Origin of the sequence: Halalkaliarchaeum desulfuricum, from assembly GCF_002952775.1 — an archaeon.
Taxonomy (GTDB): Archaea; Halobacteriota; Halobacteria; order Halobacteriales; family Haloferacaceae; genus Halalkaliarchaeum; species Halalkaliarchaeum desulfuricum.
This window is the reverse complement of record NZ_CP025066.1, coordinates 1,678,155-1,690,342: the sequence shown is the minus strand read 5'-3', so window position 1 is coordinate 1,690,342 and position 12,188 is coordinate 1,678,155. Positions and strand designations below refer to the sequence as shown.

The 12,188-nt window shown below is 63.0% G+C and carries 16 protein-coding genes; 2 read left to right on the top strand and 14 right to left on the bottom strand.

The genetic code is table 11. The features are described 5' to 3' along the window. Positions 1-162 precede the first annotated feature (162 nt). The 14 genes from AArcSl_RS08375 to AArcSl_RS08315 all read right to left on the bottom strand — a co-directional run bounded on the left by AArcSl_RS08375 (position 163) and on the right by AArcSl_RS08315 (position 8,966). Positions 163-2,187 carry a hypothetical protein gene (locus tag AArcSl_RS08375; RefSeq protein WP_119817629.1) on the bottom strand — a complete coding sequence of 675 codons (2,025 nt, stop codon included), beginning with the start codon at positions 2,185-2,187 and terminating at the stop codon, positions 163-165. 3 nt (positions 2,188-2,190) lie between these two features. Next, positions 2,191-2,655: a hypothetical protein gene (locus AArcSl_RS08370; protein ID WP_119817626.1), complete on the bottom strand. Its 465-nt coding sequence runs from the start codon at positions 2,653-2,655 to the stop codon at positions 2,191-2,193. Further along, positions 2,655-2,915, bottom strand: a complete 261-nt coding sequence (locus tag AArcSl_RS08365) for a hypothetical protein (protein WP_119817624.1) — start codon at positions 2,913-2,915, stop codon at positions 2,655-2,657. Before AArcSl_RS08365 ends, AArcSl_RS08370 begins: the two co-directional genes overlap by 1 nt. Further along, positions 2,916-3,122, bottom strand: coding sequence for a hypothetical protein (locus AArcSl_RS08360; RefSeq protein ID WP_133412144.1), 207 nt, complete (start codon positions 3,120-3,122; stop codon positions 2,916-2,918). Further along, the gene (locus tag AArcSl_RS08355; RefSeq protein ID WP_119817618.1) at positions 3,119-4,033 is read right to left on the bottom strand and encodes a hypothetical protein; all 915 of its coding nucleotides are present in this window, start codon (positions 4,031-4,033) and stop codon (positions 3,119-3,121) included. The genes AArcSl_RS08360 and AArcSl_RS08355 overlap by 4 nt, the downstream gene beginning before the upstream one ends. 11 nt (positions 4,034-4,044) lie before the next feature. Beyond that, positions 4,045-4,269: a hypothetical protein gene (locus AArcSl_RS08350; RefSeq protein WP_119817615.1), complete on the bottom strand. Its 225-nt coding sequence runs from the start codon at positions 4,267-4,269 to the stop codon at positions 4,045-4,047. Positions 4,270-4,612: 343 nt separating this feature from the next. Then, the gene (locus AArcSl_RS17375) at positions 4,613-5,245 is read right to left on the bottom strand and encodes a hypothetical protein (protein ID WP_245883176.1); all 633 of its coding nucleotides are present in this window, start codon (positions 5,243-5,245) and stop codon (positions 4,613-4,615) included. Between the two features lie 78 nt (positions 5,246-5,323). Further along, on the bottom strand, positions 5,324-5,608 hold the full coding sequence (locus tag AArcSl_RS08340) for a hypothetical protein (protein WP_119817612.1): 285 nt from the start codon (positions 5,606-5,608) through the stop codon (positions 5,324-5,326). Between the two features lie 187 nt (positions 5,609-5,795). After that, the gene (locus AArcSl_RS16810) at positions 5,796-5,960 is read right to left on the bottom strand and encodes a hypothetical protein (RefSeq protein ID WP_154670810.1); all 165 of its coding nucleotides are present in this window, start codon (positions 5,958-5,960) and stop codon (positions 5,796-5,798) included. A gap of 33 nt (positions 5,961-5,993) precedes the next feature. Continuing rightward, positions 5,994-6,236: a hypothetical protein gene (locus AArcSl_RS08335; RefSeq protein WP_119817609.1), complete on the bottom strand. Its 243-nt coding sequence runs from the start codon at positions 6,234-6,236 to the stop codon at positions 5,994-5,996. Between the two features lie 9 nt (positions 6,237-6,245). Beyond that, entirely contained in the window at positions 6,246-7,283 is a 1,038-nt protein-coding gene (locus AArcSl_RS08330; protein ID WP_119817606.1) for a hypothetical protein, read from the bottom strand. Between the two features lie 131 nt (positions 7,284-7,414). Then, a complete protein-coding gene (locus tag AArcSl_RS08325) occupies positions 7,415-7,669 on the bottom strand; it encodes a hypothetical protein (RefSeq protein WP_119817602.1) in 255 nt (84 codons plus the stop codon). A 2-nt stretch (positions 7,670-7,671) separates the two neighbouring features. Then, positions 7,672-8,406, bottom strand: coding sequence for a hypothetical protein (locus tag AArcSl_RS08320; protein WP_119817599.1), 735 nt, complete (start codon positions 8,404-8,406; stop codon positions 7,672-7,674). Beyond that, on the bottom strand, positions 8,406-8,966 hold the full coding sequence (locus AArcSl_RS08315) for a S8 family serine peptidase (RefSeq protein WP_119817596.1): 561 nt from the start codon (positions 8,964-8,966) through the stop codon (positions 8,406-8,408). The genes AArcSl_RS08320 and AArcSl_RS08315 overlap by 1 nt, the downstream gene beginning before the upstream one ends. Positions 8,967-9,177: 211 nt before the next feature. On the opposite strand from AArcSl_RS08315, the gene AArcSl_RS08310 reads away from it, so the two are divergent. Continuing rightward, a complete protein-coding gene (locus tag AArcSl_RS08310; RefSeq protein WP_119817593.1) occupies positions 9,178-10,587 on the top strand; it encodes a DEAD/DEAH box helicase family protein in 1,410 nt (469 codons plus the stop codon). Then, on the top strand, positions 10,574-11,920 hold the full coding sequence (locus tag AArcSl_RS08305) for a DUF790 family protein (protein WP_119817590.1): 1,347 nt from the start codon (positions 10,574-10,576) through the stop codon (positions 11,918-11,920). Before AArcSl_RS08310 ends, AArcSl_RS08305 begins: the two co-directional genes overlap by 14 nt. The last annotated feature ends 268 nt before the right edge of the window (positions 11,921-12,188 follow it).

Sequence of the window (12,188 nt, the reverse complement as noted above, 5' to 3'; positions counted from 1 at the left end):
GGAATTAACCTCGTTCGATCGGCGCCGGGATCGCTCCCGGTCCAATACGCGCCCGAAACGTACGAGAGTACGAAGAGATATACCGGGTGTTGAGTTGTTCTGCCGTCCCGGTTCGTGCCCGAGTCTGCGGGTTTTGTTCTACGGTCTCTGCTAGCCCTCTGATTAGTCTCCCGACGCCATCTCTGTGTCTGCGCCACCGCTCGGAAGGTACTGCTGGCCAGCCTGCGTCAACTCGACGCCGTCGTACTTCCGCTCAGAGTACGACTCGAGTTCCCACTCGTCGGTGGTCTGCTTGCGGAACTTTCGGAGGAACCAGCGCACACCAACGGTGTCGTAGCCTCGCTCCTCGGCAAAGTTGTTGTACGCGTCGATGACATCGCGCTTGACCACCGTCTTCCCTGGGCCTCGCTCGAGGCACTCCTCGGCGAACTCCTGGTACGGCGATCCTTCTGCGATCTCCTCGCCAGCGACATCCCCGACGCCGAAGCACAGTCGGTCGGGAACGCTGCCGAGCCACGGCACAGGCACCAGATCCTCGTCGAGATAGTCACACCGGGCGTCGAACCCGGAGTCGTGTTCGTCGACGTCGAAGTGGTGGAACGGCGCCGGAGCGAACTGGACCGGCGAGATGAAGTCGCGTTCGTACTCGATGGCTGCCTCGCTCATCCCGATCACGGCGCCGACGCCGGCCTCGGGCCCGATCGAGTTGCGACACGAGTCGAAGCCGCTCGCCCCAGCGTATTCGAAACAGCTCTTCAGGCTCCGATCGGGCATCTGGAAGGCGACGAACCGGGAGAACCGCAGCCGGACGCCCTTCTTGAGATCCATCACGTCCTGGGTGTCGGCGAGGATCTCCAGGCGTTCGTGACGGTTCTTCCGGAGGATGTACGACAGGTTCGACGCGATCGCCCCCTGGAGTGCCTCGGCACGAGCGTCGGCGGCGGCCTCCTCGCGGTGTGGGACGATCTCGTGCAGCTCACGGGCGACGCCGGCACACGCCGGCAACTCAGTCCGCGACGTTCGCTCGTCGTACAGCGCCCGGACGAGGTACGACAGCACCATCAGCTGGTCGATCTCCTCGAGCGGTGCCACGGAGAACGCCGTGACGGTGTCGGTGTCGTAGAAGATGTCGTCCCAGTCGATGGCGTACTCGCAGTCCTGATCGCGGATGAATCCCTTCGACTGGAGATCCTCGAGCAAGCGGAGGACGCGTCGCTGGTAGGAGTCCTGCAGGTCATCGCGTTTCGCGATCTGCTCGGCGAGATCCTGCAGCGTCCAGTCACCCTCGGCGACCGCGTTGTAGGCCGTCCGGATCGAGGCTTCCTGCTGCTTCGACACCAGCGCTGTCAGGAACGACACGAGCGTCGTCTCGTCGAGATCCGATGCGGGGATCGTGAACGGCCGTACGACCGAGTCGTCGACATCTGCACCTTCCGGAACGGGAACGTCCATCGAGGCGGTCTCGGGTGTCAGCGGCACGAGGATCTCGAGGTCCGGCGCGTCGAAGTCGTCCATCACATCGGCGCCGGCCGGCAGCTCGAGGTCGCGTCGCGCATCACGGAGCGCTGGCTGTCGTTGCGGGATGTCGTAGACGCCGGACTCGAACTCGTCGGTGTCGACGAGGTCGACGATCTTCATCCCGCTGGCGTAGCGATCGGCGACTGCTCCGTCCAGCGTCGCGCTTTTCCCCTGGCCGGTATCGCCACAAAACAGCGTCTTCGGCCACCCGGAGTTTCGCGAGACGATGCGAATCTCGTCGCCGTACTCCATCTCGTAGGACGACCAGACACGCCCCATCGGTAGCTCGAACCCGCGGGCTTCCGCGTGGTTCGAGACATCCTCGGTGATGCCTTCGTGGTCGGCGATCGCGATCAGCGCGTCCAGCGCCAACTCGTAGTCTCGAACCCGTGGCTGCCCCGTCGCGACCGCCCGGAGTGCGGCAAGCGGGTACTGGTCGTTGTGGGTGATCTCGCGAGAGTAGTAGTCGATCAACCGTCCGTCCGACCCGACCAGCAGTTCTGCCAGTCTCTCGACGGCTCTTTCGAGCAGCTGCTCGTCGGGTGGCTCTCGCATCGTGGCGGCGATCCCGGCGTCGATCGCCGTCCGGACATCTTCGCGTTCGTCCCAGGTCTGCTCTTTCGCCTTCCGCTCCGAGCGCCACTCGGCGTAGGTGAGCGTTCGTTGCATCGGTCACACCTTCTTGTATCGCGGTTCGGCTTCAGCTCGTGCCTGCTCGAGATCGGCGTAGACCTCGCGCAGGATCTGGCGGTACTCGCCGATCACCGAAAGCCACTCCTCGCGGGCCTCGAGGAGGACCACACTCTCGGGATGGCGCTCTTGAAACTCGTCGATCCCACCCTGCAGCGAGTCGGCTGTCCGCACCCTGCCGGGCAGCCGTCCCTGCTTCAGGTCGCACTCGGCGTACGAACAGCGACACAGCGGCTCCTCGCGGTCGCCACTCTGATAGTCGCGGTGAGCCCGTGCGATGTACTGCTGGAGGAAGCGCTCGAACGGCTTGTCGCGGTGGATCTGCCCGGCCAGCTGGTCGATCTCCTCGAGTTTTGCGCTCGCGTCCTGCTTGTCCTCGAAGTCGACAGCGTCGGACTCGAGGATGTAGCGGACGTTCTGCTCGAGGCGCGTGATGCGATCGAGCATCAGGAGATCACCCGCTGGTCCGGTCGCTCGACGAAGAAGTACAGGGCGCCGAGGATGAGCATCACGATCGCAACCACCTGCAGCAGCACCACGCCAGACTGCAGGAACGTAAACGCCAGCAGGATCACGATGATCGATCCAGTGACCTTCCGCGATCGCTCGAGCCAGCCGTAGGTGCGCTCTGCCGTCTCCGGATTCTTGCGGACCCACAGCCACGTCAGCACGATCGCGAAGCCGGCGAGGACGAGTTCGTACAGCATCTACATCCGCCTCCCTGCACCCCAACCGAGGATGCGTCGGCCGATGATCCACAGCGCTGCAACCAGGATGAACGCAGCCAGAACCCAGACGATCAGTCCGGGCATCGTCACGGTCCCCAGGGCGCCGATCGCGACCAGGATCAGAAACAGCATCCACAGCGATCCAGTAAGCGGTCCCATCTGAATGTCTGGCTTGATGAATATCATGGCGTGGTCACCTCCTCGGAGTCGGTCCACGGCAGCGACAGCCGGTCTCGCAGATTCTCTGCGAGCTGTCGGGCATCGTTGACGGCGCCATCGATCCGATCCCGCAACGTCGCCTCCGTCTTGTAGCGGACGGCTGGCGGATCCTCCGCCTTCGGCACGATGTAGACGAGATCGTCGCTGCTCGAGTAGTACCAGTAGACCTCGGCCCGCGGATCGTCGCCTTCGGGCATCGTCACCCACAGTTCGTCGGCCTGTCCGTGGCGGGCGTCGAACTGGATCTCGACGGCGTCGGGGTCCGCCTCCAGCTCGATCACGGTGTGGCCGGCCATGTCGTCACCGTCGACGTACGTCCACTCCTCGTCACCGGACAGCGAGATGCCGGTCGCCCGCTCGACGCGGTCGTTCGCTCTGTCCATGATATCGTAGGAGGCCGACGCGCTCTTGTCCAGCGGGAAGACAACCGTGTCCTCTCCCTCGAGGACGACCGTCACCGCGAGGAACTCCCCATCGCGGATCGGCTCGAACGACGTGGTGTGCGAGTTGTTCAGCGCCTCGACACCCTCTCGGGTGTACGGCGTCACCATCTCGGCGGGGATGAACACGCGCACCGTGCGGTCGATTTCTTCGTCGTACTCGAGGCGGAGGTAGTCGTTGCGCCAGTCGAGCGGCGCCGTCCGGTCGATACCGACATCGTCAGCGGATTCAGCGACTGTCAGCGTGAGCTGGATCTGCTCGGCATCGCCGGAGACGACGCCCTCGGCGTGGTACGTCTGGATCGTCTCCTCGGTCGCCAGCTCGTGATCGGCGTCGATCTGCGTCACCGTCTCGTCTGCGCTCACCCCCGCGACGAGGCCGCCACACAGGACGACTACGAGAAGCAACAGCAGTCCCCATCCATGCGTTCGGTTCATGCAAGTTCTCCTTACAGCGGGTACAGCTGGTCGACGGTGCTGGACAGCCGCAGGATCCCGAAGCCGGCCATCAGGATCGGGATCGGCATCAGCAGCAGCGTCCCGACGAGACCGACCGCGGAGGTCGCGATGATCACGGCGCCGAGGATCAACCCGGCGGTGATCTGGTCGCCCGGGCTGTGCTGCCCGATGCCGTCCTTCAGCAGTTCGCGGAGCCAGTCTACTGGGGTGGCCATAACGTCCGCGCCCGGAGTCGAACCGAGCTGCTCCTAGCGGACTCGAAAGCGGGTAGGGGAAAAGAGAGGGGTGTCGGATGAGCCACGACGATGGCCGACTACTGGGCAAAAGGGACGCCGCCGGCAGGCGTCAGGATGGGGATCGCCCGGTTTCGCCCCCCGGAGCCGGGGGAAGCCCACGCCAGGGATCGAACCTGACTACGCCATCGTGGGCGTCGTTTCATCGGAACCGAAGCAGTCCATAGGTTAGCAACAGAGCTATTCAGAAGTTGTCAGAGACGGTGTGCAAGATGGGCGGCGCGAATATAACCGGCCGCAGATGTAAGAGACGAGTTTCAGTTCATCAATCGTCAACCGTGTAGTCTCGGTCTGCTTGCTCTTTCATAAACGAGTCGACGAATTCTTCCGCTTCGCTCACCGTTATTCCAGCACCTTCGACCGCTCCTGATTCTTGATTCGGCTTCTCCGGGTACTCGACGTACTCGACTGTCGGTGCGGGCGACCACAACGTGATCCACCCCGCGACGTGGCGATGATCCGCGTCTGTGAGGGCAGTTTCGACCCACGAATCCGCATCTGGATAGCGTGCCCTGAGTACGGAATTGACGGTGAGATCGCTCGTATCGGGAACGATCATGAACTGGCTGGTCGTCGTTGTGCCGGGTACTTCGGAACTGTCCGTTCCGATCGGCGGCATTTCCACGGTCATGCTGAAATGGTGGTCAGGTCCTGAAACTACCTCTAACTTGATCTCTTGCTCCTGCACGAGGTTCGTCGTCAGCATGATGTAGAGTAGTTCCACCGACTCCGTCTCGTCAGTCAGTGAGAGACACCCGCTGAGACCGGGAAGTCCGATCACCGCTGCGAACGTAATTACATCTCGCCGAGAGGAGGGCGAAGCCATCGGAGGTGTTCTATCTACCTCCACGAATACCAAATAACTTCTCTTTGAGAGCGTCTTCACCGTCTGTTGCATTCACCCTCTACATCTCGCACGATGATCTCAACATCTATACTAGCTAACAGTAACTCTGCAAATCTCTGCTGATCCCTCTCAGCCGCGAATCTCCTCGAGGCGCCACGAGTCGCCAGACTCGAGATCGTTGAAGCGGTCATCCCAGAGCGGATCGCCAGGCTCTACGATATCCAGATCGTACTCTTCGGCAGCACTGCGAGCGAGTGCCCGGATCTCCTGATACGTCTGCCCTTTGTCGACCAGTTCGTCGTGGTTCACGACCGTCGCGTCCTCGCCGCTGTTGTCGATCTCGAGATCGGCATTCTTCTCGTAGGCGACGACGTGAACCGGAACCAGTTCGTCAGAGGTGTCTGCTTTCGACATGGTCTCGATGCCCGCAGCGGGAATCGAACCCGCAGCACACGACCGGTTCCACCGGCCGGGGAGCGCCCCGCGAGAGGCTGGCAATCTCACCTCGTTGACTCCCCGGATCACCGGATGTGGTATCAAAATCCGGAGTACTCGAGCCGTGTTCGGCCACGAGCGGGCAAAAATGGCGGATGATCGGTCGTCACTCGCGTCGCTGCATCAGCAGGTACACCGCGATGGCGACCAGAACGATCCCGAGCGTCCCGCCGATCGGCGGCGAGATCGCGAAGAAGCCCAGGACCAGCGACAGCGCGATCACCGCGAGGACGACCGCGACTGCCCAGCGCAGCAGGAATCGTGTGTCCATGTGTTCACCTCCGTTGAGTAGTGGGGTTGTTGGTCATGGTGTCCAGTCCCAGCTGCCGTCGCCGAAGAAGACGTACTCGGCGTTGCCGACGTACCACAACCAGATCTCCTTGATGAAGTCCCCGCTGTCGAGTCCATCGCGACCGATCGCGACCAGCAGCACGTCGAGGACGAAGTACGCTGCGATGAGCAGCATCAGCGGGAACGCGATCAGGAGCTGGATGAGGTACAGGACGATACCGAGGACGACCCGACCCAGCGCTTCAAGCAGGCCCATTCTGGCCTCCTAGATCAGCGCGCGGATGGCCGGCGCGAGGCCGTAGTTGGCGCGGATCTCCATGAACGAGAGGTCATCCGCGAACGCGTCCGAGATGTCGGCGGTGGCGACCTCCTCACTCACGGACGGCGACTCGGAGGCGACGTGGACATCAGCCGCGATGTTGCTGTCCTGCTCGTCGCCGAGGTTGATCGTCATCTGGTCGGCCGAGTCATCATAGACTGCGTAGGTGTCGTCCGAGGACACGTAGTCGCTGTTCTCCTCATCGAGGAAGGTGAACGCGAGGTCACCGTCGACGAGGATCGTCTGGTCGGCGAGGATGTCCTCGGTGTCGGCGTCCTCGGTCACCGAGTCGTCGAAGGAGTCAGCCGCGTCGTCCGCGAAGTAGATCTCGACATCAGTTGCCGAGCCGTTCACTTCGCGCTCCTCCTCGATCTGGTGGATGGTCTGGTCGTCTTCACCGAGGATGTTCGCAGCGAACCAGCTGGCCTCGTGCGTCTCCGTGTCGACGCTCGGGCCGACATCACCGTCGTCTTCGGCGACCTCGTCGACGTAGATCACGGTGCGCTCGTCGTCGTTCTCGAGCGTGAAGGTGAACTCGGTGTCGGCGGTGGCGCCGTCAGCGTCTTCGATCGTGACGGTCACGTCCATGTCGACCTGCTCGTCGATCGCCATCGGCACTTCCTCGAACTCGTCGTGGTCGATCGTCCAGGCGTGGATGTCCTCGCCATCGGCGTTGTCCTCCTCGACCAGCTCGTACTCGTCGGCATCGAGGTCAGCCGTGTAGGCCGTCAGGTTGCGATCCTCGTCGGCGAGTTCGATCTCGACATCGGCAACCTCGATGTCATCTGCGGTGTCCGTTGCTATCTCGAGTGTACTGTTCTCCTCGGCGTCAGCGTTGAAGTTCGCGATGGTGACTCCTTCGTCCAGGTCGGAGTCTGCGGTGACTGACGGTGCCGTGACTTCGGCCGCGACGACGGTCGCTCCGGCGCCCAGCACAAGCACCGCCAGAACCAGCGCGATGAGGCTTCTCTTCGGGAGTTTCATGGTGTGTTGGAATAGATCAGCAGTCGGTTAGCGGGCGATGCGACCGGCCTGTCGGTTGTCGGGAGGCGGCACAACAGGCGGTGGGATCCCTCCGCCCATGCCGCGCCAGGTCGTTGTGAAGTGCATGGTCATCAGAACATCCAGCTGGGTTTGTCGGATCGCGAGCCTCCGAAGATCCACGTCACGGGCTGGGAGATCGACTCCCAGGTGGACGAGGACCACGCCGGAACGAGCCCCAGCGACTCGCCGAACACGATCGTCCAGAGGATGTCCACGGCGGTCACGAGGACGCCGAGGAAGAACACCACCGGGTACAGGATGAAGTAGTACACCGGCAGGTACACGATCCCCAGGAGCAGCCGCTTGCTCGCCTCCTTCCGTGCCATCTTCAGGGGCTCCCGTACCAGCCGAGGCGGCGATCGAGTCGGCGCCACAGGCTGGCCATGCGGTAGTCGAACGTTCCTTCGTCCCACCAGGAGTCGCGATCCCGCATCGAGTGCGGATCGTAGACTGCCTCCGACGCTGTCGCCTCCCAGATGTCGTTCGCGCGCCAGCTCGACTCCGCCGCGGTGAAGTCCTCGAGCGCGAGGAACGCTCGCTCGCCTTCGTCGGAGTCGCTCGCCCGGACGGCGTCGTAGTGATGCCACGGATCCACGACCTCCAGCACGGGATGGGTGGCCTCGCTCGTGTGGTTCGCGACGAGGTGATCGTGGAGGCGGTCGCCCTCGATCGAGCTGGCGAAGTGGTGGTAGCCGGTGAAGACCACCTCCTCGACGGCGCCATCCTCGACGAACACGTACGCGGGCTCGTGATCGTACAGATGGCCATCGGAGCCGATCAGCGGCAGCCCGTCCTGGTGGGTCAGGCGGTGCCAGTAGCAGGCCACCTCCGTGTCTGTGTCCTCCTTCGTGGCGCGATAGGCAAACAGCCCGACCGACCGGCGCCGGCCGTCAGAGGACTTAATCAGCGCCGGCTGGTAGCGTTCGAGCCACTCCTCGTCGAACGTCAGCTCGACATCGTCGGGAACGCCCTCGTAGTCGACGGCGGCGCCCGCAGAGGAGAGGCCGATCGTCCCGGCCAGCGCTGCGGCTGTCCCGGCGAGCAACTCTCTCCGCGAGAGCATCAGTCGAACACTCCGAGGAAGGGGCGTCCGCGCCAGTCGGACTCCGAGCGGAACGCCTCGTCGCGCGTCACGGCCTCGTCGTCCATCGCGTCGGCCTGCGTCTCCTCGCGCTCGTCGTCGCTGACGGCTGCATCGAGGTCCAGCAGTCCGGCGCCGACCTCTGCCTCGGCCACCTGCTCGGCGGGCTGTGCCGTCCGTTCGAGGCGGTCTGTGAGGTCGTCGAACTCCATCGATCCGGTCGACTCCAGCAGGGCCGCCACGCCGCCAGCCACCAGCGGCGCCGCCATCGACGTGCCCGAGAGTGTCTCCTCGAACGTGGTCTGGCTGGTGGTGCCGCGGAGCGCTGCCAGCTTCATGCCGGGCGCACCGAGATCCGGTTCGGCGCCGGCCGACTCGCCGCCGGAGAAGTCATCCGTTCCTGGCGCCGGGCCGACGTTCGAGAACGACGCCGACCGGGTCTCCTCGGGCGCCGGCTCTGCGGTCGTGGCGGCGACGGCGATCGTGTGGTCGCTCGAGGCCGGGTAGTTCACGAAGCGCGTCGCCGCCTGAACGAGAGGCATCCGCAACTGCTTCCCCTCTTGGTTGTGATCGCACTCACGTCATCGAGCCGCTGTTTCGCCCGGGTGAACGGCGCCCGGGAGGGGTCCCCTTCGTCTTCGCCCCATCGCGAGATCCCGGTCCAATCACCGTGTCATGCTGGCCGATGAGGCACACAGAGCGACCGTTCCGTCGGCAGGGACAAGTACCACCACCTCCGTAGACCAAGCATAAATGCGTCTCGCGTTCGATGATGGGACTCTCCTTATCGAAGACGCGCCTGACGCCGTTCCCTACACCGAGTGGGATGACCGCGTCAACGAGTACCGGGCGCGTGCGCTCCACTATCGCGACCTCTGTGAATGGGCACGAAACAGTGACGGGCAAGCAACGCTGGATCGGGCCGCACATAGCGTCGAAGCAGTCGAGGATGCCGCCCGCGCCTACCGCGAACTCGAACTCACACCTGCAGTTACTATCGAGCCGCGGGAGTACCAGCAAGCCGCCTTAACAGCCTGGACCGACCACGACCGCCGAGGGAGCGTCGTCCTCCCGACCGGCAGCGGCAAGACGTTCCTCGCTGTCCAGGCTATCGCCGACGCAGGTGTGAGCACGCTCGTCGTCGTCCCCACCATCGACCTGATGAATCAGTGGCACGCGACACTCACCAACGCCTTTGGGGACCAACTCTCCGATGCGGTCGGTGTTCTCGGCGGCGGAAGCCACAACGTGACCGACATCACGGTGACCACCTACGACAGTGCCTACCGCTACATCAACGAGTACGGTGACCAGTTCGGGCTCCTCGTCGTGGACGAGGTGCATCACCTTCCAGCACCGACCTATCAACAAATCCCCGAAATGACGATTGCTCCCTACCGTCTCGGCCTGACCGCTACCTACGAACGCGCTGATGGGCAACACGAGGTGCTGGAGGACCTGATTGGCCCCGTCGTCTACGAGGAGAACGTCGACGAGCTTGCGGGCGAGTATCTCAGCGAATACGAAACGATCCACCTGAAGGTCGAACTCACGCCCGAGGAACGCAAACAGTACGACGAGGAGTACCAGATTTACCGCGACTACATCGAGACCCAGGATTTCGACATCTGGAAAGACGACGGCTACCAGGAGTTCCTCAAGCGGACATCGTACGACCCGCACGGTCGCCGCGCACTCATCGCCAAGCAACGCGCTGAGGAAATCGCCCGCACCGCCGGGAAGAAACTCGACACCCTCGACAACCTGCTGAAACGCCACTACGACGACCGCACCATCATCTTCACCGCGAACAACGACTTCGCCTACGACATCTCCCAGGAGTTCATCGTCCCGTGTATCACCCATCAGACCCAGACGGATGAGCGGACAGCGATTCTGGGGCGGTTTCGCACCGGCGAATACTCGATGCTCGTCACGTCTCAGGTGCTCGATGAAGGGATTGACGTGCCTGCGGCGAACGTCGGCATCATCCTCTCGGGCAGTGCCTCGAAGCGCCAGTACGCCCAGCGACTCGGACGGATTCTTCGACCCACAGATGACCGGGAACCTGCGCGCCTCTATGAAATTATTACGGACGACACGATGGAGCGGTACGTCTCGGAACGCCGCCGCCAGGGGGTGACCACGAGTGCTGACGGCTAACCTCGCCCGGTCGCGGACGCGAGATGGGTCGATCTCCCCGCTGTTCATCGACCCCGAGGAGCAACGGCATCGGGATACTGCTGCGGAACTCATTCAGTTGTTCGAGGACCACCTGGGCGAGCCGAAAGGCGACCTCGAAGAGACGATCGACCAGCTCACCATCGCGGACACGGATTACAAGGTCGTCCAGGGGTTGGCGAAGCTTCTGAAAGACGAGTGCGAGTTCGAGACCGTCGCCGCAGCCGACCCCCGAGAGATTCGCCAGCACCTCTTCGAGAAGGCCAACGAGTCGTATCCGATCGTCCGCCAGCCCACGCTCGGTGAGGACATCCAGAAGCTGGAGGTCTACAGTACCGTCGCCGACAGGCTGGGCATCTCGCTCGAAGAGTGCTATCGGGGCATGTACGCGGACCTGGAGGACAACAAGCGTCTCGTCCGATTCGGCGATCGTGTGGCGGCTGCATACGAGGCGTCGGACGACTCACCAGCAACGACACGGCTGACTGGCGATAGCGAGGAGTCGTACGCCGAGGATACCATCACGGTGGACTGGCTCCTCACGCGGTACAACCTCGCGTTGGCGCAGGCGGTCCTGTACGACGCGACGCGGATGCGGATTCGAGTCTGGGACCACTTCGGGACCGTGTTCAGCTACGTGAAGCTGTTCGGACTGATGCACCGCATCTATCCCATCGACGAGGACGGAAACCGCGTAGCGAACACGGACCACGCCGCGGGATACGAGGCGATTCTGGACGGCCCAGCCTCGCTGTTCTCGCAGTCACGAAAGTATGGGATTCGGATGGCGAACTTCCTGCCCGCACTCCCGCTGTGTGACCGCTGGGAGATGCACGCTGACATCCTCGACGATGATGGATCGACCGGCACGAAGCTCTCGTTCGACCTCGACTATACGGACGGACTCGAATCGCACTACACCGCCCAGAGTGACTTCGACAGCGACGTGGAGCGGACGCTCGCCCAGAAGTGGGACCGAGCGAACACGGACTGGGAGCTGGTACGGGAGGACGACGTACTGGACTTGGGCGCGGAGGTGATGCTACCGGACTTCGCGCTCGAACACCCGGACGGACGACGGGCGATTTTCGAAATCGTGGGCTTCTGGACGCCCGAGTACCTCGACGAGAAACTGGCGAAGATACGAGAGGCCGACATCGACCATCTCCTCGTTGCGGTGTCCGAGCGGTTAGAGTGCTCGGCGGATGACTTCGAGGGGGCGAGCGACCGAGTGTTGTGGTTCAAGTCCGGCATTCACGTCTACGATGTCGTGGAGTTAGCCGAGGAACACGCTATCCAGACTGTGGCACAATAGGCGTGATGGTTGTGTTCGATCGCGTTCTCTAGGTGTTTGAGGAGCGCCCGATAGATCAACTGATCGCCGCGAATCGGGGTGGTGTCCGGCAGGTCGGTCGCGATCGTGACCGCTGGATACTCGCGGTGGATCGCTTCGATCGCGGACCGTTTCGAAACCGCGTAAAGGATTACGTAACTGTTGTTAAATTCGACGGTATTCGGCAGTAATCAAAACAGAGTTCGAGAACACGGTTAAGTGAGTACGGGGAGTTACTGGGGGAGGACCG